At 62.2% G+C, this 20702-nt stretch carries 18 protein-coding genes; 11 read left to right on the top strand and 7 right to left on the bottom strand.

What is annotated here, in order from left to right; translation table 11 throughout:
- Positions 1–80: 80 nt before the first annotated feature.
- Positions 81–1016 carry an alpha/beta fold hydrolase gene (locus AC0NIE_RS17435; RefSeq protein WP_473485212.1) on the bottom strand — a complete coding sequence of 312 codons (936 nt, stop codon included), beginning with the start codon at positions 1014–1016 and terminating at the stop codon, positions 81–83.
- A 196-nt stretch (positions 1017–1212) separates the two neighbouring features.
- Between AC0NIE_RS17435 and AC0NIE_RS17440 the strand changes: the two genes are divergently transcribed.
- The 5 genes from AC0NIE_RS17440 to AC0NIE_RS17460 all read left to right on the top strand — a co-directional run bounded on the left by AC0NIE_RS17440 (position 1213) and on the right by AC0NIE_RS17460 (position 6888).
- A complete protein-coding gene (locus tag AC0NIE_RS17440) occupies positions 1213–2232 on the top strand; it encodes a ribonuclease T2 family protein (RefSeq protein ID WP_473485213.1) in 1020 nt (339 codons plus the stop codon).
- A gap of 106 nt (positions 2233–2338) precedes the next feature.
- Positions 2339–3988 carry an energy-dependent translational throttle protein EttA gene (ettA, locus tag AC0NIE_RS17445; RefSeq protein WP_473485214.1) on the top strand — a complete coding sequence of 550 codons (1650 nt, stop codon included), beginning with the start codon at positions 2339–2341 and terminating at the stop codon, positions 3986–3988.
- 44 nt (positions 3989–4032) lie between these two features.
- Positions 4033–4803 (top strand): trans-aconitate 2-methyltransferase, encoded by a 771-nt coding sequence (tam, locus tag AC0NIE_RS17450; RefSeq protein WP_473485215.1) that lies wholly within the window; start codon positions 4033–4035, stop codon positions 4801–4803.
- Between the two features lie 200 nt (positions 4804–5003).
- A complete protein-coding gene (locus AC0NIE_RS17455) occupies positions 5004–6125 on the top strand; it encodes a beta-ketoacyl-ACP synthase III (RefSeq protein WP_473485216.1) in 1122 nt (373 codons plus the stop codon).
- A 145-nt stretch (positions 6126–6270) separates the two neighbouring features.
- Positions 6271–6888: an MOSC domain-containing protein gene (locus tag AC0NIE_RS17460; protein WP_473485217.1), complete on the top strand. Its 618-nt coding sequence runs from the start codon at positions 6271–6273 to the stop codon at positions 6886–6888.
- A 56-nt stretch (positions 6889–6944) separates the two neighbouring features.
- On the opposite strand, the gene AC0NIE_RS17465 is transcribed toward AC0NIE_RS17460, so the two are convergent.
- The 4 genes from AC0NIE_RS17465 to tsaA all read right to left on the bottom strand — a co-directional run bounded on the left by AC0NIE_RS17465 (position 6945) and on the right by tsaA (position 9890).
- The gene (locus AC0NIE_RS17465) at positions 6945–7787 is read right to left on the bottom strand and encodes an SDR family oxidoreductase (protein WP_473485218.1); all 843 of its coding nucleotides are present in this window, start codon (positions 7785–7787) and stop codon (positions 6945–6947) included.
- 205 nt (positions 7788–7992) lie between these two features.
- The gene (locus AC0NIE_RS17470; RefSeq protein ID WP_473485219.1) at positions 7993–8952 is read right to left on the bottom strand and encodes an aminotransferase class IV; all 960 of its coding nucleotides are present in this window, start codon (positions 8950–8952) and stop codon (positions 7993–7995) included.
- Positions 8953–9060: 108 nt separating this feature from the next.
- Positions 9061–9372, bottom strand: a complete 312-nt coding sequence (locus AC0NIE_RS17475) for a DUF2293 domain-containing protein (protein WP_123151985.1) — start codon at positions 9370–9372, stop codon at positions 9061–9063.
- Positions 9369–9890, bottom strand: coding sequence for a tRNA (N6-threonylcarbamoyladenosine(37)-N6)-methyltransferase TrmO (tsaA, locus tag AC0NIE_RS17480; protein WP_473485220.1), 522 nt, complete (start codon positions 9888–9890; stop codon positions 9369–9371). The genes AC0NIE_RS17475 and tsaA overlap by 4 nt, the downstream gene beginning before the upstream one ends.
- 144 nt (positions 9891–10034) lie before the next feature.
- Here tsaA and AC0NIE_RS17485 point away from each other — a divergent pair, with 144 nt between their 5' ends.
- Together AC0NIE_RS17485 and metF are read left to right on the top strand one after the other, a co-directional pair.
- A complete protein-coding gene (locus tag AC0NIE_RS17485; RefSeq protein WP_473485221.1) occupies positions 10035–11057 on the top strand; it encodes an ArsR/SmtB family transcription factor in 1023 nt (340 codons plus the stop codon).
- Positions 11057–11974, top strand: coding sequence for a methylenetetrahydrofolate reductase [NAD(P)H] (gene metF / locus AC0NIE_RS17490; protein WP_123151982.1), 918 nt, complete (start codon positions 11057–11059; stop codon positions 11972–11974). Before AC0NIE_RS17485 ends, metF begins: the two co-directional genes overlap by 1 nt.
- A 529-nt stretch (positions 11975–12503) precedes the next feature.
- Here the strand turns inward: metF and AC0NIE_RS17495 are convergent.
- Positions 12504–13421: a DMT family transporter gene (locus AC0NIE_RS17495; protein WP_473485222.1), complete on the bottom strand. Its 918-nt coding sequence runs from the start codon at positions 13419–13421 to the stop codon at positions 12504–12506.
- A gap of 231 nt (positions 13422–13652) precedes the next feature.
- Here AC0NIE_RS17495 and AC0NIE_RS17500 point away from each other — a divergent pair, with 231 nt between their 5' ends.
- Both AC0NIE_RS17500 and AC0NIE_RS17505 read left to right on the top strand, forming a co-directional pair.
- Positions 13653–14873, top strand: a complete 1221-nt coding sequence (locus tag AC0NIE_RS17500) for an alanine racemase (RefSeq protein WP_473485223.1) — start codon at positions 13653–13655, stop codon at positions 14871–14873.
- Positions 14874–15028: 155 nt separating this feature from the next.
- Positions 15029–16576: an acyl-CoA synthetase gene (locus tag AC0NIE_RS17505; RefSeq protein WP_473485224.1), complete on the top strand. Its 1548-nt coding sequence runs from the start codon at positions 15029–15031 to the stop codon at positions 16574–16576.
- A 191-nt stretch (positions 16577–16767) separates the two neighbouring features.
- Here AC0NIE_RS17505 and AC0NIE_RS17510 read toward each other — a convergent pair whose 3' ends face one another.
- Positions 16768–17499: an SDR family oxidoreductase gene (locus tag AC0NIE_RS17510; protein WP_473485225.1), complete on the bottom strand. Its 732-nt coding sequence runs from the start codon at positions 17497–17499 to the stop codon at positions 16768–16770.
- A 122-nt stretch (positions 17500–17621) separates the two neighbouring features.
- Here AC0NIE_RS17510 and AC0NIE_RS17515 point away from each other — a divergent pair, with 122 nt between their 5' ends.
- Both AC0NIE_RS17515 and AC0NIE_RS17520 read left to right on the top strand, forming a co-directional pair.
- Positions 17622–18515 (top strand): LysR family transcriptional regulator, encoded by an 894-nt coding sequence (locus AC0NIE_RS17515; protein WP_473485226.1) that lies wholly within the window; start codon positions 17622–17624, stop codon positions 18513–18515.
- Positions 18516–18904: 389 nt separating this feature from the next.
- On the top strand, positions 18905–20647 hold the full coding sequence (locus tag AC0NIE_RS17520; RefSeq protein WP_473485227.1) for an adenylate/guanylate cyclase domain-containing protein: 1743 nt from the start codon (positions 18905–18907) through the stop codon (positions 20645–20647).
- The last annotated feature ends 55 nt before the right edge of the window (positions 20648–20702 follow it).

Below are 20702 nucleotides of genomic sequence, written 5' to 3' on the forward strand. Positions count from 1 at the left end.
TTTGGGCAACATGCACTATCAATCCCGCGTGCTGCTGTCACGGTTCTTGCAATGGGCCAACCCGACCATGCCAATGTCGATCACGCTTGTTTCAGCACCCTATCGGCCCATGCGGCGAAATCGTTCATGATGATATCTCGATTCACCTCGTTCAGGCTTTCATGGCGGGTCTCGGCGTAAACCTTTGAAACGAGATTCGAAAAGCCCATCCTGTGCAGGCGGCCAGCGAGCTGGGCGACCGCCTTGCCGCCGTCGGTGGCGGGGTCCTTTTCGCCGCCGACCAGGCAGATCGGAAGGGTCTTGCGGACGCCGGAAAAGTTAGTGTCGTCGGCACCGTCGAAGACAAAGCCGAACAGGTCGCGCCACATCGACACCGAGGCATCCCAGCCGCACAGCGGATCGGCGATGTACTTGTCGACTTCGGCTGCGTCGCGCGACAGCCAGTCGAACGGCGTCCGGTGATCGGGGACGGCATTGCCCCAGGCTTGGAAGGTCAGTCTAGGCAGCATGCGCGACGGCATGTCGGAGCCGAGCCGGAACTTTTCCCAGGCCAGGATGATTCGCGCGGCACGGCCGGCCAGCCCGGCGGAAAAATTGGCGTTCCAGATGGCGGCGGCGTGCAGCCGGTTCGAATGGTGAAGCATGAAATTCAGCGCGACGAGGCCGCCCATGGAATGGCCGAAGACGATGACGGGCAGGCCGGGATGTTCGGCGGCGATCAGATCGTGCACGGCGGCGACATCGGCGATGACCTTGGCGCCGCCATCCGATTGAGCGAACTGGCCGAGTGGCGCATCTGGCGCCTTGGTGGCGCCATGGCCGCGATGGTCATGGGCGTAGACGTGGTAGCCGCGCTCGCCCAGAAAGGTAGCGAAGCGGACATAGCGCGCCGCGTGTTCGGCCAGTCCGTGATTAATCTGGACGACTGCGCGCGGGCGGCCCTCGGCGCGTTTCACATAAAGGTTGAGCTCGGCGCCGGTCGGTGATCGCATCACGCGCTGCTGGCTGAATGACATTCTCGCTTCGTCTCCAACGCGTCTTTTGCGCCTGCGGACGTTTGTGTGCGCCGACGCCGGTTTTGCGTCAATCCGTGTTTTCCGCAGCGCCGTTCTTGTGTCGCGACGCGGGGTATCGCAATTCTGACATCGAGAATTTGCTACCGAGAGAGGGCGGCGGTTTGTTGCCGCGGCATTTTGCAACCGGAGAGTACCCATGCGTACGCTGACAGGCCTTGTTTTTGGATTGGCACTTGTCGCCGCGTTGCTAACGGGTGCTGCGCGGGCCGAGGTGAAGATGAGCGGCTCCTTCGTGGCCGACGCCACCTGTCCAGCGACGCAGGCCATCAAGAGCGGCAAGAACCCCGGAAATATCGCGACCGATGCAGGACAGAGCTACGAGCTTCTGGCTGGCAACAAGGATGCTCCCACGCACTATCTGATCCGCGTGCCGGGGGCCGATCCGGAGCGCCGCTGGGTGAAGGTCGATTGCGGCCATGGCTCGGGCGCGTCAACGATGCCGACAGCACCCGCGCCAGCCGACCGGGAGAGGTCTGTTGCGCCCGCTTCGGGAAAGCCCGAATATGTCCTCGCGCTGAGCTGGCAGCCGGCCTTTTGCGAAACCAGGCCCGGCAAGACCGAATGCAAGGCACAGACCGTGGCCGGTTTTGACGCGACGCATTTCACCTTGCATGGGCTGTGGCCGCAGCCGAACGAAAATTTCTATTGCCAGGTGGCAGCGGCCGATAAGGCGAACGACAATCCGGCGCACTGGCAGGATTTGCCGCCGGTCGAGCTCGAGCCGAACACGCGGTCGGAGCTCAATCAGGTGATGCCAGGCACCGCATCCGCTCTCGACAGGCATGAGTGGATCAAGCATGGCACCTGTTACGGCAAGAGCCAGCAAGAGTATTTTTCCGATGCGCTGAACCTGACGCGCGCGGTGAATGCTTCACCGGTGCGCGATCTTTTCACGCAAAAAATTGGCCGGGATCTGACCTCCGACCAGATCCGCGCCGCCTTCGACAGTGCTTTCGGTCCCGGCGCGGGCGAGCGGGTTCGCGTCTCCTGTTTGAACGACCATTCGAGCGGCAGGCGGCTGATCGGCGAACTGACGCTCGGCCTGACCGGCCCGATCGGTCCGAACTCTTCGCTCAGTGAGCTGTTGCTGGCATCAGTGCCGACGAACAATGCGGGTTGTCCGAAAGGCACCGTCGATCCGATCGAGTTCCAGTGACACGTTCGAAATGCCAAAACAGTTTGCCGTTCGGCGCGGCATCGCCTACATACCGCGCAACTTCCATTCAATCCGACATCCAGTCGACTTTTCAGGGAAAGCGCGCGTGGCACGCCAGTTCATCTATCACATGGCCGGCCTCAACAAGGCCTATGGCACCAAGAAGGTGCTCGAGAACATCCATCTCTCCTTTTACCCCGACGCCAAGATCGGCATCCTCGGGCCGAACGGCGCCGGCAAGTCGACCATCCTCAAGATCATGGCCGGCATCGACAAGGAGTGGAGCGGGGAGGCATGGCTGGCCGAAGGCGCCACCGTCGGTTACCTGGCGCAAGAACCGGCACTCGATGCGAACAAGACCGTGTTCGAGAACGTCATGGAAGGCGTCGTCGCCAAGACCGCGATCATCGAGCGCTACAACGAATTGATGATGAACTATTCCGACGAGACGGCCGACGAGTCGGCCAAGCTCCAGGACGAGATGGACCGGCTGAACCTGTGGGATCTCGAACAGCAGGTCGAGATGGCGATGGAAGCGCTGGGCTGCCCGCCCAAGGAAGCCGACGTCACCAAGCTGTCGGGCGGCGAGCGCCGCCGCGTAGCACTCTGCCAGTTGCTGCTGCGGCAGCCCGACCTTCTGCTGCTCGACGAACCGACCAACCATCTCGACGCCGAGACGACGGCTTGGCTGGAAAAGCATCTGCGCGCCTATCCGGGCGCGGTGATGATCATCACCCACGATCGCTACTTCCTCGACAACGTCACCGGCTGGATCCTCGAGCTCGACCGTGGCCGCGGCATTCCCTATGAGGGCAACTACACCAAATATCTCGAAGCCAAGGCCAAGCGGCTCAAGCAGGAGGGCCGCGAGGACGACGCGCGCCAGCGGGCGATCGGCCGCGAGCGCGAGTGGATCCAGTCCAGCCCGAAAGCCCGGCAGACCAAGTCGAAGGCGCGCATCCAGGCGTTCCAGGATCTGTTGGATGCGGCCGACAAGCGGCGTCCGAGCGACAGCCAGATCGTCATTCCGCATGGCGAGCGGCTCGGCAATGTGGTGATCGAGGTCGAGGGCCTGTCGAAGGGCTTTGGCGACACGCTGCTGATCGACGATTTCGACTTCAAGCTGCCGCCCGGCGGCATCGTCGGCGTCATCGGCCCGAACGGCGCCGGCAAGACGACGCTGTTTCGCATGATCACCGGCCAGGAAAAGCCGGATGCCGGCACGATCCGCGTCGGCGAGACCGTCAAGCTCGGTTACGTCGACCAGAGCCGCGACGCGCTCGACCCCACCAAGACCGTGTGGGAAGAAATCTCGGGCGGCGCCGAAGTGGTCAAGCTCGGCAAGTTCGAGGCCAACACCCGCGCCTATTGCGCGTCGTTCAATTTTCGTGGCGGCGATCAGCAGCAGAAGGTCGGCAATCTGTCCGGCGGCCAGCGCAACCGCGTGCACCTGGCCAAGATGCTGAAGACCGGCGGCAACGTGCTGCTGCTCGACGAACCGACCAACGATCTCGATACGGAAACCCTGGCGGCACTCGAAGACGCGCTGGAAAACTTCGCCGGCTGCGCTGTCATCATCTCGCACGATCGCATGTTCCTCGACCGGCTGGCGACGCACATCCTGGCATTCGAGGGCGACAGCCATGTCGAATGGTTCGAGGGCAATTTCGAGGATTACGAGCAGGACAAGATCCGCCGGCTCGGCCCCGATGCCGTCAATCCGCACCGCATGACGTACAAGCGGCTGACGCGGTAGGTTTTTTTGGGGCGGCGAATTCTCAAATGATCTGAGGAGCTGAAATGGCCGACTGGTCCGCCGCCCAATATCTCAAATTCGAGGACGAGCGCACGCGGCCGTCGCGCGATCTTGTCGCGCAGGTGCCGGTGGAGGCACCGCGCCGGGTGGTCGACATCGGTTGCGGGCCGGGGAATTCTACCGAATTGCTGGTCGCGCGCTGGCCGAGCGCGCAGGTCAGCGGTTTCGACACCTCGCCTGACATGATCGAGAAGGCGAGGGCGCGTCTGCCTGAAGTAACCTTCGAGCTGGCGGATGCGGCGGCGTGGCTGCCCGAACAGCCGGTCGATGTGATCTTCGCCAATGCGGTATTCCAGTGGCTGCCGGAGCATCCGGCGATCTTCCAGCGGCTGATGGGATTTCTGGCGCCCGGCGGCGCGCTTGCCGTGCAGATGCCCGACAATATGAGCGAACCCTCGCACCGGCTGATGCGGGAGACGGCGGCCGAAATGCCGTTTGCCGAAAAGCTTAGGGGTGCTGCGGGCGGGCCGCTGCCGCCGGTGTCGTTCTACTACGATCTTTTGTCGCCGTTCTCCGACCGGCTCGACATCTGGCACACCGCCTACAATCATCCGCTTGCCGGTGCCGAAGCCATTGTCGAATGGCTGAAGTCGACCGGGCTGAAGCCGTTCCTCGATCCGCTCGACGAGGACGAGCGCCGGCTTTTCCTCAATCGCTACACTGCCAGAATAACCCAAGCCTATTCGAAGACGGCAAACGGCAAGGTGCTGCTGCGTTTTCCGCGCCTGTTCATAGTCGCGCGGCGATCCGCTTAGAAACGGTAGCCACACCGAGAGAGGCAGTGCCTGGCGGCGCTTGATCCGCACCATGCGCATTTCGGCAACGCAAGGTTGTGGTCTTTTGCCTCAGGCATTTGATTTAAGCCGGCGTAAACACCCACCAGGTACGAAAAACAGTTGCGCCCAACCTTCGCGGCGCCCAAATGAGAGCCGCAACGCCTGCGCATGGGGTGGAAATGCATCGCGTCATCATCAGCGGTATCGGCGTTGAAATCCCCGAGCCTTCGATCACCAATGAAGAACTGGTCGACAGCTTCAATGCCTGGGTCGACACGGAGAATGTCCGCCGCGAGGCTTCGGGCGAGACGCTGCTGCAGAAGTCGGACAGTGCCTTCATCGTCCATGCTTCGGGCGTACAGACCCGCCATGTGATCGAGCGGGAAGGCATTCTCGACCCGACCCGCATGGCGCCGCGGATTCCGGTGCGGCCCGACGATGCGCTGTCGCTCGAAGCCGAGTTCGGCATCGCGTCGGCCAGGAAAGCGCTCGACCATGCCGGCCTGGAGCCTGGGGATATCGACCTGGTGATCTGCTCGGCCTCGCATCACCAGCGGCCCTATCCGGCGATCGCTATCGAGATGCAGCAGGCGATGGGCACGAAGGGCGCTGGTTTCGACATGGGCCTTGGCTGCTCATCGGCGGCGGCGGCATTGCATATTGCGGTCAATCTGGTGCGGGCGGGCGCACACAGGCGCGTGCTGGTGACGACGCCCGAGATCATTACCGGCCATCTCAACTTCCGCGACCGGCAGACGCATTTCATCTTCGGCGATGCTTCGGTCTCGATGGTCGTCGAGGGGCTTGCCCAGGGCGATAAGCGACCGGGACGCTTCGAGGTGCTCGACACGCGCACCTGGACGCAGATGTCCAACAACATCCGCACCAATCTTGGCTACTACACACGCACCGCCCAGGACGATCCGTATATGATCAATCTGGAAGGCAACCTGATCAAGCAGGTCGGCAACAAGGTGTTCAAGGAAGTCACCGTCGCCGGGCACAAGTTCATCGTCGAGTTCCTGGCCGAGCACGGGCTGACGCCGCAGGCGATCCGGCGCTTCTGGCTGCATCAGGCCAATGCCCGGATGAACGCCATGATCCTGAAGCTGTCGTTCGGCCACGAGGTCGGCCATGACCGCGCGCCGATGGTGCTGGAGCGCCTCGGCAACACCGCCGGCGCCGGCGCGATCGTCGCCCTGTCGGAGAACCACGCCGACATGAAGGCGGGCGACTACGGCCTGCTCTGCGCCTTCGGCGCCGGCTATTCGATTGGCGGGGCGCTATTGCGCATGCTCTGATCGGTCTTGGCGCGAACGGCACCAGCATTAGCGGGCGCCGGTGTGTAATCGCATCAGTCTGCTTGATTGGGGCATCAGCGCTTTAGACTGGACCTGATGAGCTCACTGCGGCTAATTGCTTGGCATCACGCAAGGAGCGAAGCCTATGCCGGATCTCTTCCCCGAGACCGACAACCCGGTCGAAATCATCCCGGCGCGGAAGCTTGCCGCGCAGGTGGTCGCGGTTTACGTCGCGCCATCAGATCATTTCGAGACACGCGCGGTGGATGAACTACGGCTCGGCTTCGACGGCATTGACGGCGATTTCCACGCCGGCGCGACGCGGCGCTCCGGCGGGCGCGAGCCCTGGTATCCACGCGGCACCGAGATGCGCAACGAGCGGCAGCTGTCTGTTGTGGCGGCGGACGAGCTGGCGATCGTTGCCCGGCGGATGGGCATCGCCGAGATCAAGCCGGAGTGGATCGGCGCCAATCTGTTGATCGAAGGCCTGCCGCATCTCTCCATGCTGCCGTCCGGCACGCTGCTGTTCTTCAGGGGAGGCGTCACCATCAAGGTCGACGCGCAGAACGGACCTTGCCGCATCGCCGGGCGATCGGTCGCCGAAAATGCCGGAATGGCCGACCACGAGGCCGGCGCGCTGCTGTTCCCGAAGGCGGCAAAGCGGTTGCGCGGCCTCGTCGCCTGGGTCGAAAAACCAGGCCGCATCACGACCGGCGAGGAGATTTCGGTGCGTGTGCCCGAGCAGTGGATTTACCGGGCTTAGGGCGGGTGAGGCTGGGGCTACGCCGCCATGGCGGCGTAGCGATTTCCGGATCGGTCTTAGGCGGCCTTGCGGTTCTTGTTCGCGCCCTGCGCCATGATGGACAGGTGATCCCACTTTTCCCACAGCGCGATGCGATTGGCATATTCCTGGTTGGCCATCGGCAGGCCGCCATCGCCGAAGAACACCCTAAGCGGCGGTTCGGCCGCATCGACGATTTCAAGCATTGCCGGTCCGGTGGCGGCGGGATCACCGGCCACCGAGCGCTTGCGGCGCTCCGCCATCGCGGCACGAGCCGGCTCATAGGCAGCGATCGGCTTCGAAACCTTGGCGGACGGTCCGGCCCAGTCGGTGGAGAAACCGCCCGGCTCGACAAGCGTCACGTGGATGCCGAACTCCGCGACCTCCAGGCTAAGCGACTGGCTAAAGGCTTCCAGCGCCCATTTCGAGGCGTGGTAGAGACCGATCATGGCGAAGGCGTTGACGCCGCCGATCGACGAGATCTGGATGATGTGGCCGGACCTCTGCGCCCGCAGGATCGGCAGGGCGGCCTGGGTCACCCAGAGAGCGCCGAACACGTTGGTCTCGATCTGATCGCGGGCCTCCTGTTCGCTGACTTCCTCGATGGCCCCGAAATGGCCATAGCCGGCATTGTTAATGACGACGTCGAGCCGGCCGAAGCGGTTATGCGCTTCGGCAATGGCGGCATCGACGGCCGTCTTGTCGGTGACGTCTAGCTTAATCGCGGCGATATGGTCGCCATATTTGTCGACCAAGTCGGCAAGCGTGCCGGCATCGCGGGCCGTTGCCGCGACGCGGTCGCCGCGGGCGAGTGCTGCTTCTGCCCAGACGCGGCCGAAACCCTTCGACGATCCGGTAATAAACCAAACCTTGTGTGTCATGATCCACCAATTCTTGCCCTTGCGGGCTTTGATTTTGAGTTCTTGCTTGACCATGATCTCCAGCGAAAACCGGATTCCACTTTCGGGGATCATGGTCTAAACGGAGGCTACTCCGTTCCAGCATATACGGAGCATTCCGGACCTATCAAGGTTGAGCACGTTTTGTTGATGAGAGCCTGCGCCATAACAGTCGGCCAGGGATGGGTCAGGGATAGCGTACCGGGCTCGACCAGGCCGGGTCTTCGTGCATTTGCCAATAGATCGCCATAAGGCGCCTGGTAATCGCGCCGACCTTGCCGTCCGCGACCGGAACACCGTCGATCATCGTTACCGGCATGATGCCGCCGGCGGTCGAGGTGATGAAGACCTCGTCGGACCGACGCAGCGCAGCGACGCTGACATCGGCCGCTGCAACGGCAAGCCCTGCCTCCGCGCAGAGATCGAAGACGGTGCGACGGGTGATGCCGGGCAGCACGCCGGCAGCCGGCGTCGACAGTTTACCGTCATCCACGCAAAAGACGTTGAAGCCGGGGCCTTCCGCGACATTGCCGTTGAAATCGAGGAGCAGCGCGGTCTCGGCGCCGCGGTCATAGGCGTCGTAGAGGCCTCGCACCAGGTCGAGCCAATGATAGTTCTTGATCGCCGGGTCGATCGAAGCCGGTGGGATGCGCACCTTGTCGCTGATCGCCACATGCAGGCCGCGCTGCAATTGCTCGGCATTGGCGACCGAGCCGAAGGGAACAGCGAACGCCATGAAACGGTTGACCGCGTCGCGCGGGTCGCGGCTGAAGGTCGGCGAGGTGCCGCGCGTGCACAGCATCTCGACATAAGCGGCGCGATGACCCGACAGCGCCACGCAATTTTCGAGGATCTCGGCCACGCCATCGCGGTCGAACGGGATCGTCATGCGCAGCTTTTCCAGTCCGCCGAAGAAGCGATCGAGATGCAGGTCGAGGCGGAAGAAGCGACCGGCCCAGACATGCACCGTGTCGTAGGTGGCGTCGGAATGCAGGAAGCCCCAATCCAGCACCGAGATCTTGGCCTGCGACATCGGCAGATATTGCCCGTCCAGGAAGGCAACGCCGTCCGGATAGGAGTGCGGGTCTATGTGATGGGCGGAGATCGAGGGCAGTGGTTTGGCATGTGGATCGATCGAGTTGCTCATCACGTCCTCCGTCAGGTCGTTTTTCGCCGACCAGATAGCGGGATAGAGCGGCACGGCGGGTGGTACAAGACACAGGCTGGTCCTGCCGCTGGGCCATCGAGGAACTTGTTATTCTTCCTCCTCGTCGTCGAGCAGACGCGTGGCGCGCCAGCGGGTCAGCACGATGTTGGTCTGTTCCATGACGAAGAAGCGCGCCGAGTCTCGGTCGTAGCCTTCGGCCAGCAGTTTTTCGTAGTCGGTGTGCACATGTCGGATATGGGCGATGGTCGCCAGCCACACCGCGATCGTCGGCGGCAAGCTCTTCATATGCACCGCGCCGGCGTCGGCGCGGATCTTTTCCATGTCGGCATAGGGCGCCAGCGGCAAAAGCGCTGTCAGCGCCTTGGCGATGGCGCGGCGGCGGCCGGTCGGCGCGCTCATTGCCCATCCCGTCCCGGCCCGTCCCGTCCGGCAATGGTCGCCTCGGCAAAGGCGTCGGTCGATGCGAAATAAGGCTTGATGTCGATGACCGGCGTGCCGTCGAGCACGTCGATGGCATCGATATCGATACGGCCCGTATCGATGTCGAGGGCGACGAGCCTGGCGATATGCAACCCGATCGGGTTCGGCCGGGCCGGGGAGCGCAGCGAAAAAACGCCTTTCGGTTCAGTCGCATGGCGGGGTTTCTGAACAATCAGGGTCCGCGGCGCGTGGTGCAGCCAGGACAGGATGATGACGTGGCTGGCCCGCTCCAGCCCAAGCAGGCCGCTACGATAGCGCTGGTCGATCGTGAGAACCGCCTGCTGTCCGGTTTCCCGCGCGGCTTTCATGTTCTTGGGGCAAGTTTCCCGCGCGGTCCAAGGCGAGGCAATGCGGCCTATGAAGACGACATGGCCGTCCGGCGGCATATCGGCCGGATCGGTTTCCAGAAGCTTTTCGCCGCTGCGCGTCTCGAACATGGATTTTCGCCCCGATCCTGCTTCCGGCTTTGCGCGATCCGTCACGCATGCGCCATTTTCTTGTCCGGAAGCGACATAGCGCTTGCAAGGCTATCAAAATCGACATAAACATATGTTTATATCTTTTTCAAAGAGAATGCTCGCATGCATGTCGCTCTCGACACCATGGTAGATACATTGAAGGCGGCGGCCGAATCCAGCCGGTTGCGCATCCTGGCGTTGCTGTCGCGCGGCGACCTGACCGTCTCCGATCTCACCGAAATCCTCGGCCAGTCACAGCCGCGTGTCTCGCGCCACCTGAAGCTGCTGCTGGAGGCGGGGTTGATCGGCCGCTATCAGGAGGGCTCATGGGCCTTCTTCCGGCTGTCGGATTCGGATGCGGCGCGGGATTTCGTGCTCAGGCTGGTCTCCGGCATCCGGGATGCCGATCCGCAGGTCGAGCGTGACCTCGAGCGGTTGGCAGCGGTCAAGCGCAAGCGGCAGGATCGCGCCGCCGAATATTTCTCCGTAAACGCCGCAAGCTGGGATCATATCCGCTCGCTGCATGTGCCGGACCGTGCCGTAGAGGCGGCGCTGCTCAAGCTCGTCGGCAAACGGCCGTTCCAGTCGATGCTCGATCTTGGCACCGGCACCGGGCGGCTGCTCGAGATTTTTTCGCCGCTCTACCGGCGCGGCATCGGCATCGACATGTCGCGCGAGATGCTGACGGTGGCGCGCGCCAATCTCGACAAAGCCGGCATTTCGAATGCTCAGGTGCGCCAGGGCGATATTTTTGCGCCACCGGTCGAGCGCGACGCCTTCGATCTCGTCACCATCCACCAGGTGCTGCACTATCTCGACGATCCCGCCCGCGCCATCCGCGAGGCAGCAAGGCTGCTGCGCCCGGCAGGCCGGCTGGTGATCGTCGATTTCGCTCCGCACGCACTGGAATTCCTGCGCGACGTGCATGCGCATGTGCGGCTCGGCTTTTCCGACCGGCAGATCACCGAGTGGTTTTCCGAGGCCGGGCTCGATCTCGAGGACAGCCAGGAATTCGAGCCGCGCGGCGGCAACGAGGCCAGGCTCACCGTCAAACTGTGGCTCGGCCGTGACCAGCGCATGCTGATCGCCGATCCTTCCAACCACGCACAACCGGCCAATGCCTATCCGATAGGGGAAACCGCCTGATGAACCAGTTCCGCTTTTCCCGCCGCCCTGACATTGGCGACAAGGTCAGAGTTTCGTTCGAGTTCTTCCCGCCGAAGAGCGACGAGATGGAAGCAAGGCTGTGGGACACAGTCACCCGGCTGCAGCCGCTCAAGCCGAAATTCGTCTCCGTCACCTATGGCGCCGGCGGCTCGACGCGCGAGCGCACGGCGCGCACGGTCAAGCGCATCCTCAACGAAACGGCGCTGACGCCGGCGGCGCACATGACGTGCGTCGATGCGGCGCGTCACCAGGTCGATGAAGTCATTCAGGAATTCGCCGACATGGGTGTCACCCGCTTCGTCGCCTTGCGCGGCGATCCGGCCGAGGGCGTCGGCGCCGCCTACCGTCCGCATCCGGACGGCTATGCCAATGGCGCCGAACTGGTGGGGGCGCTGAAAGGTGTCGGCGATTTCGACATCTCGGTCTCCGCCTATCCGGAAAAGCATCCGGAGAGCCCGGATTTCGCCACCGACATCGACATGCTGAAGCGCAAGGTCGACAATGGCGCGACACGGGCGATCACCCAGTTCTTCTTCGACAATGATCTCTACGAGCGCTATGTCGAGCGGGCACGGCGGGCCGGAATCTACATACCGATCGTGCCGGGCATATTGCCGGTCCACAATTTCACCCAGGTCGCCAATTTCTCGGCGCGCTGCGGCGCGCTGGTGCCGGCGTGGATGGCCGAGCGCTTCGACGGGCTGCAGACGGACCCGCAGACGCATGCGCTGGTGGCATCCGCGGTGGCGGCCGAGCAGGTGCTGGACCTTGTCGAGCGCGGCGTCGGCGATTTCCATTTCTACACGATGAACCGGGCCGATCTGGTCTTCGCCGTCTGCCACATGATCGGCATCCGCTCGCATGAGGCTGAAGCTGCGGGGTCTGCTGCGGCGTAAGTCTCGGCCAAGTCTCTGGAAATGCAAAAAGGCCGGGTAAAAACCCGGCCTTTTCGATGACTTGGACTATTCGGTGCTGATCTTCCGTTGCTTTGGCGGGTCTACGGAAGAAAGCCCATTATCAGGGCTCCGATGAATGCAAAAGCAGCACAGATCATCAATGCGTTGATTGGCCTCGTGAGTCCCACGTCATAGCCTCCTCTTAAAGAGCTATGGCCAGAGTCTAGGGTCATTTGTGCCACAGGCAAGCGGAAAATATGCTGCAATGCGACGACATTGTGGAATTTACGACCGGCCATTTGCCGTTAGGTATTGAAACTCTTCGGCAAAATCCCGCTTCGGACCTGTGCATAAAATGTGACGAAGCTGGGGCAAGAATGCATATGACAGCGCTACCGCCGCCGAGAATCGGAATCGATTTTCGAGTCGATGCGAAGATTCAACGAGTTAGAGCGTCGTTTGCGCGTTATCGCAAAGGCGCTGCGCACCCTCGGTTCAAGCCCGAGGGCGTGCTTTTGGGCGACATGCATTAACGTCGGCCGAACAGGCGCCCGTCGATGGTGACGAGGCCGAGCGCGATCAGCGCCATGCCGCCGAGTTCGAACAATTCGAGCCGCTCGCCCAGGAACAGACAACCGAGCAGGATGGCGCTGGCCGGCACGATCAGCGTGACCAGCGAGGCGTTGGTGGCACCGGCCGAGGCGACGAGGTTGAAATAGAGAATGTAGGCGAAGGCGGTGGACAGCAGGGCCAGCGCCAACACCGCTGCCCAGACCGGCAGCGAGGCCGAAAACAGGTTGGCAGTGCCGTGGCCAAGCAGCACGACCGGGATCATGATGATGGTCGAGGCGGTTAATTGTCCGGTGGCGATGACCGGTGACGGCACGCCCTTCAAGTGGCGGGCAATCATCAGGGCCACCGCATAGGACAGCGACGCGCCGACCAGCGCGAATTTCGCCCAGACCGGCCCGCCCAGCCCGGCAAGCAGGCCGGGACCGATCATCACCGCCGTGCCGACGATGCCGAGCGCGATCCCGGCAAGCTTGTTCCAGGAGAGCTTTTCGTCTGATGTCAGCGCGTTGGCGAGGACCAGCGTCCAGAACGGCGTCGTCGAATTGAGCACCGAGGCGACACCGGCACCAAGCTCAGTCTGGCCGGCGAAGATCAGCGAGAAGGGAATGACGTTGTTGACGAGCGCCAGCAGAAAGAACAGGCCGGCATGCGGCAAGGCGAGGCGGAAGGACGGACCGCGCAGGCCGAGATAGAGATGCAGTGCCAGCGCCGCAATGGCGACGCGAAACAGCACCAGCACCAACGGCGGAATCTCGGCAACCGCAAGGCGGGCAAAGAAGAACGAGCCACCCCAGATCGCACCGAGCAGCAGAAGCTGTGCCCAGTCTTTCAGGGCCATGGGTCCGCGCATTGCAGTCGTGGTTGTGATCGCCATGGATCGTCCTCCCAGATGGCTCTGAATGCCAAGCCAATCAGGCGTCTGTTCAGGCCATATCCTGTTCGACGGCAAGGGCCACCCGAAACCAGATCGGTAGGCTAGCTTTTCCTGTTGTCTGGCCTGTCATCTGGCGTAGCGCCGCAGCGTCTGGGCCGCGAGACATAGAATTGTTTTCATTCACGCATAGGTTGGATTAATTGTGCGCAGTCTAGGTCAAGGGATTCGTCCATGCAGCGATTCGAAAATGCGCGCGAAGCGGCGCTGGCGCTTCGCCCGGACGATCCGATCTATTGCTTCCGCCCGCAGGTGCTGAAGGCGGACGCCAGGCAGTTCATGGGTATGTTTCCCGGCAAGACCGCCTATGCGGTCAAGACCAACGGCGAGCAGATCGTGCTGAACGCGCTGGCCGAGGCTGGCGTCAATGCCTTTGACGTGGCCTCGCCCGGCGAATTCGCCGCCGTGCGCGCCGTCTCGCCCGACGCCGAGATGCTCTACATGCATCCGGTCAAGGCACAGTCGGACATCAAGCTGGCGCTGGAGAAATACGGCATCCGCGTCATCTCGCTCGATCATGAGGACGAGATCACCAAGCTGACCCGCGTGGTGCGGGCGCTCGATATCGATCCGGGTGCGATCACCGTGTTCGTGCGCATCCAGACCAAAGGATCGGCCGCCTACGAACTGTCGAAGAAATTCGGCGCCGGGCCGGCCAATGCCGTCGATCTGGCCGAACGGCTGAACCGGACCGGCTACAAGGTCGGCCTGTGCTTCCATGTCGGCAGCCAGATCGAGGATCCCGACACCTATGAGCGGGCGCTGGCCTCGGCCGACTGGGTGCGCAACCGCGTCAGCTTCGACATTGCCGGGCTCGACGTCGGTGGCGGCTTTCCCGCCGAATACGGCCATGATCCCAACCGCAAGCAGATCGAGATGCCATCGCTCGGCCAGATCATGTCGCGGCTGTCCGGCGATTTGAAGGAATACCAGTTCGACCAGATGCCGCTGGTGGCGGAGCCGGGCAGGGTGATCGTGGCGCGTTGCCTGTCGCTGATCGTTCGCGTGCTGCTGCGCAAGGGCAAGCGGCTCTACATCAATGACGGCATCTGGGCGTCGCTGTCGGATTCGTGGACCGGCAAGATCACGCTGCCGGCGCGCTTCATTCCAGACCCGGCGATTCGCTCGCGCAATGGCGAGGAGAAGACCATCGTGCCGTTCAAGGTCTGCGGCGCAACCTGCGATTCCGTCGACATCCTGTCGCGGCCGTTTTGGCTGCCGGAAACGGTCGATACCGGCGATTGGATCGAGATCGGCCATATCGGCGCCTATTCGCTGTCGCTGAGGACACGGTTCAACGGCTTCTATCCCGACACGTTCGTCGAGGTGACGACGCCGTTCGACGAAGGCGACGCGCCGCAGGGGTTTGCCAGCCTGGAGACGATGGCGGATTAGTTAGTTCGTGAACTCATAAACCGGCACGGCCCAGCCGCGTACGGAAGTCTGCTTTCGATTTGAAGATGCTTCTTCTTCACGACTGCCTCCATGTCGCGGAAGTGCTAAATGCAGACACGTTGTCGAACCTAAGCCCATGTGCAACATAGCCCAGAATGTCCACATGCCACCATGACTGGATCGCCCATCATGCCGCCCGTCGGCCGGAGGCGCTCGCGGCGGTAAATCTGGAAGACGGCCGCCGCCTCACCTACCGCATGTTTGATCGGCGCATCGCGACCCTGGCGCGGCACCTGCAGGAGGCCTGCGCCGTCTCGCCCAGCGTGCGCGTAGCGCTGCTGGCGCACAATTCGACCGACACGTTTGAGCTACAATTCGCCTGCTTCCGTCTCGGCGCCATTTTTGTCCCGCTGAACTGGCGGCTGGCGCTTCCCGAACTGGACGCCATCATAGCCGATTGCACGCCCGCTGTGCTCATCTACGACCCCGAGTTTGCCGGTGTTGCCGATGAGCTGACGCGCCGCCACGGCATCGTGCATCGCCTGCTGCGCGGTCCTGAGGAGAGCCCCTACGAGCGCGCCATCGCCGCGGCGCAGCCGCTCGCAGCGCCGCACCGGCTCATGCATGACGACGTCTGCACGATACTCTACACCTCCGGCACGACAGGCGTGGCCAAGGGCTCCATCGCGACCCACGGCATGAACTTCTGGAATGCAGTGAACTGCATTGGCGTGGCCGTGCTGTCGCCGCAGACCGTGCTGCTCTGCGTCCTGCCATTATTTCACGCGGCTGGCCTCAACATCTACGCAAATCCCACCTTCTATGCCGGCGGCACTGTCGCGGTGACACGGCGCTTCGATGCCGGCGAGGCGCTGCGGCAGCTGGCCGATCCGATGCTTGGCGTGACGCATCTGCACGGCGTGCCGGCGCATTACCAGGCCATGGCGGCGGACGCGGATTTCGCTGCGGCTGACCTCTCCAACGTCGTGGGTGCCTTCGTCGGCGCGGCACCCGTTCCCGTCCCGCTCCTCGAAACCTGGCGGCGCAAAGGTGTAGTACTCAGACAGAACTACGGCATGACCGAGACAGGTCCGCTGATCCTCAATCTCGAGGCGGCGGATGCTGCGCGCAAGGTGGACTCGGCCGGCAAGCCCGTCATGCACGTCGAAGTGCGCGTGGTGGCCGATGCGGCGCGCGATGCCGCCCCGGGCGAGGTCGGCGAGCTCTGGGTCCGTGGTCCCGCCGTCACGCCGGGCTATTGGAACCAGCCGGAAGCGACGCGCGCCGCCTTCGCCGAGGGCGGCTGGTTGCGCACCGGCGATGCCGTGCGGGTCGACGAGGAGGGTTTTGTCACGATCGTCGATCGCTGGAAGGACATGTACGTCTCCGGTGGCGAGAACGTCTATCCAGCCGAAGTCGAAAATGTTCTCTACAGCCATCCTGAGGTGGCCGAGGCGGCAGTGATAGGTGTGCCCGATTCGCGCTGGGGCGAGGTGGGCTGCGCCATCGTAGTGAGAAAGAATGGTGCGGCGGTCACAGAGGCCGAGCTGCTGGCACACTGCGCCACCGCCTTGGCGCGCTACAAGGTTCCGCGCACGGCGATGTTCGTGGAAGCTCTGCCCCGCAGCGCGGTCGGCAAAGTGCATAAGCCTACTCTGCGGCACCAGTTCCGAAGTGCTGTCTCTGGGGATTCGCAAACATAGCGCGATCATTCTCCCGGTCGAAATCGGGCGGACGTCCGCTCCGGGGTCATACTCGTTGGTTCGGGGCTTTGCGACGAGTTTGAGTGCGGCGGCATAGTTCTCGGGTTGCCGTAACCAGAGATCGATCTCGATCTCGGCTTTTGCCGTCGCGCTGAACAACGTTTGTGGGTTTGGGCATAGGCTGCGGTCGGTCAGGCCACGCCGCCGCCGGCCTGGATGTTTTCGCCGGTCAGCCAGCGGGCCTCGTCGGAGGCGAGGAAAACCGCGACATCGGCGACGTCGCGCGGCGCTCCGATCCTGCCAAAGGGCGACATGCCGGCGGCCACAGCCCGGTCCCGCTCTGGGAGCAGGTCGGTGTCGGTAAAGCCCGGCGAAAGCGCATTCACGGTGACGGAGCGCGGTCCGAGCTCGCGCGAGAGGACGCGGACGAACTGCTCGACGGCTCCTTTGCTGCCGAGATAAAGGGCGGTCTGGGTGAAGAACATCTTGGTTCCACCGGTGGAAACCGCGATGATACGGCCACCGTCGCGCACGCGGCGCGCCGCTTCCTGAAGCGTGAAGAAGGTGCCTTTGGCATTGGCGCCGAAGACGTGGTCGAAGTCGGCTTCGGTGGCCTCGACGAACGGCTTTATGACGGCGACGCCGACATTGGCGACAACGATGTCAATCGCCCCCATCTGCTTTTCGGTCTCATCGAAAAGCCGGCTTATGTCGGAAACGCTGGAGATATCGGCCTGAATGGCGACGGCCTTGCCGCCATTCTCGCGGATCGCAGCAACGGCTTCCTGAGCGGCTTTCTCGTTACCGACATGATTGACGACCACGGCCGCCCCGTGTGTCGCGAGCCCCTCGGCGATGGCGCGGCCGATGCCGCGCGAACTGCCGGTCACGAGCGCGATTTTGCCTTCAAGCGAATGATACATAGCTGTCTCGTCTGGCTACGGCCGTTCCAAATCAACCGGCGGTTCCATGTGGAAGTTAGGGGCATGCTATTGCTCAGATAATGGCCTATGATCGAACAGGCTTATTAAGTCTGGGGTACATAATGCGAGGGACCGAGTTTTCCGAGCTGAAGGCGTTCGCGACGATCGTCGAGGAAGGCAGCTTTGTCCGCGCCGCGGCCAGGCTCAGGATTTCGCCGCCGGCGCTTAGCCAGACGATACGCGGGCTGGAGGAGCGTGTCGGTGTCCGGCTGCTCAACCGCACGACCCGCAGCGTGTCGCCGACCGCTGCAGGCGAAACGCTGTTTGCCCGCCTCGCTCCGGCATTCAGCGAACTCGAAGGGGCTGTCGCCGACGCGCATGCATCACGCGATCGACCGGCAGGCTCGCTGCGCATCAATGTTCCACGCATCGCCGCCATGCGTTTCATCGTGCCCATCCTCGGCGATTTCCGCCGTGCCTATCCCGATATTGCCCTCACCATCATCGTCGACGACATGCTGACCGATATTGTCGAGGGACGATTCGATGCCGGAATCAGGCTTGGTGAGCGGCTGCATAAGGACATGGTGGCGGTGAAACTCGGCGACGAGATGGAGATGGCTGCGGTGGCGGCGCCCAGCTATCTCGAGGATCACCCCATGCCCCGTCATCCCGCCGACCTGCACCATCACCAATGCATCAATTTCCAGTGGCCCGGTGGCGGCAACATCTATCGATGGGAGTTCGCGCGAGGCCAGCGCGCTTTCGAAATAGCCGTGAACGGCGGTCTGACTGTTAACGACACGGAACTGATGATCAGGGCGGCCCTGGATGGGATCGGCGTGGCTTACGTGCTGGATTACCAGGTTCGGCCGTGGATCGAAACCGGCAAGCTCATCCGTTTTCTCGAAGCCTGGTCGCCCAGATTTCCGGGCTTTCATCTATATCATACGAGCTCCCGGCAGGTTCCGCCGGCCTTGCGTGTGTTTATCGACTTCCTGCTTGCCAGGCGGTGACGCTGTTCGATGAACGTGACGCGCCGCAGGGATTTGCCAGCCCTGGAGATGATGGCGGATTAGTGAATAGTGAATAGTGAATAGTGAATAAGTCAGTAGTCAGCAGTGAGTACCTAGTGGTGAAAGCCTAACGCTTGGTACCCGCAATGAACGGCAAGATCCGACCCTGTGCTGCCCTTAAATGCTTCTGCTGGAAGGTCGTGATTGAGCCCGAAGCCGACAATCAAAAACGGAATTGCCTTTCAATAAGTTGTCCATGCCGGCAGCCGAAATTTCCGCAGCCCTCAGGAACCTATCGTGTAATCATCTTCCCATTTCCGGCCGCGCAAGTTCGATGCTTCGGCGGTGCGGATGTGTTATCTAGTTGCTTGTAGGAGTGGGGAGCGCTGATGGAACAGAAACTCTCCGTCATCATGGCCACTGACGTAGTCGGCTACAGCCGGCTGATGGAAATTGACGAGAAAGGTACTTTGTCGGCCCTGAAGAAGCATCGTCAGGAACTATTGGACGTCAAGGTCGCATTGCATCATGGCCGCATCATCAAGCTCATGGGCGATGGCATGTTGGTGGAGTTCCGCGCCGTCGAGGAAGCGGTTCTCTGCGCGGTCGAAATCCAACGGGAGATGCGGACGAGGAACACGAACGTCCGTCGCGATCGGCAAATAGAATTTCGCATCGGCATTAATATCGGCGACATCCTGTTCGAAGACGAAGACGTCTATGGTGACGGCGTAAACGTGGCGGCGCGCATCGAGAGCATCGCCAGGCCTGGGGGCGTCGCGGTCTCGGCATCGGTGCGCGATACTGTGGGCAACCGCCTGTATATCAGCTTCGAAGATGCGGGCGAGCAGGCGTTGAAGAACATTGAACGTCCGCTCCGGATTTTCAATGTCATCATCGATGATGACACGCCATCCAAGCACACGCCCACCGCCCTCATGGCACCGCCGTCGCTCAACGTTCAGGATAATAATCCTGCTATCGCGTCGAACAGAACGCTTCTCTATGTCTCGAGGTTTGTGAATTTGAGCGGCGATCCCGACCAGGAGTATTTCGCCGCCGGCATAACCGAGGATATCGTCGCCGCATTGTCGCGCTTCTCCGGGTTAAACGTGATCGTTCGCTTGCCTCGTTCAGAGCCGCAACAGAATGCTCCGGCCACGCATTACACTCTTGAGGGCAGCGTGAGGCGGCTCGGCAATCGCGTCCGGGTCAATGCCAATCTGACCAATGCGTTACATGAACACATCTGGGCGGAGAAATACGATTTCGACCTTGTCGATGTGTTCTACATCCAAGACGAGCTGTCCCAATCCATTCCGGCCGCCCTTAACATCAAGATCGAGGAGGCCGAGCGCCACCGTGTTCTCGGCAAACCGCTAACCGCACTGAGGGCATACGACTTTTACCTGCGCGGCAGGCATCTTGAGATGAGCTTGAATCCGGATGACCTCAGACTTGCCAGAGAGATGTTCGTCGCCGCGATCAACGACGATCCGGGCTACGCGCGCGGATACCTGGGACTCGCCTGGCTCGAGATACTCAGGCTGAAATGGAATGAGCGCGTCGATCTGGAAACCACGCTGGCAAGTGCATTCGCTTCGGCGAGCAAAGCCCTTGAACTCAGTCCCTACGACGCCAATGTCCACTGGGCGCTGGGCGTCGTTTACCTCTGGCGGGGGGAAGCTGAAAGAGCAATAGGCTGTTACGAACGCGGCCGCGAGCTTGCGCCCAACAATTGCGATCTCCTCGCCGAATATTGCGATGCCTTGGGCTATCTCGGGCGTCTCGAGGACGCGACCAGAATCGGAGAACTGGCTTTACGGCTCAATCCCAGCCGACCCGACTGGTACCTTTGGAACATTGCGGCCAGCAAATACCTTTCCGGAAACTACCTCGAAGCCCTGTCCCTTTTGGAAAAGATGGCGGACCTTGGTTCCGCCTACCGCTTGCTGGCGGCAACATATGCCCAACTTGGTCGCTTGGAGGACGCCCGTCGCGCCGCTAGCGAACTTCTCAAGCTCAATCCGGAATTCTCGATCGAGCGATACAGCTCCCGCGCGCCATATCGGGATAAGGCTCTCCTTGCCCGATACGTCGAAGGGTTGCGGCTCGCTGGCCTGCCGGAATGAAACGATGGGCATTCGTAGGTAAATCACCATCGCAACAAACGACGTGACTTTCCGA

This window comes from Mesorhizobium sp. WSM4842, from assembly GCF_055901575.1.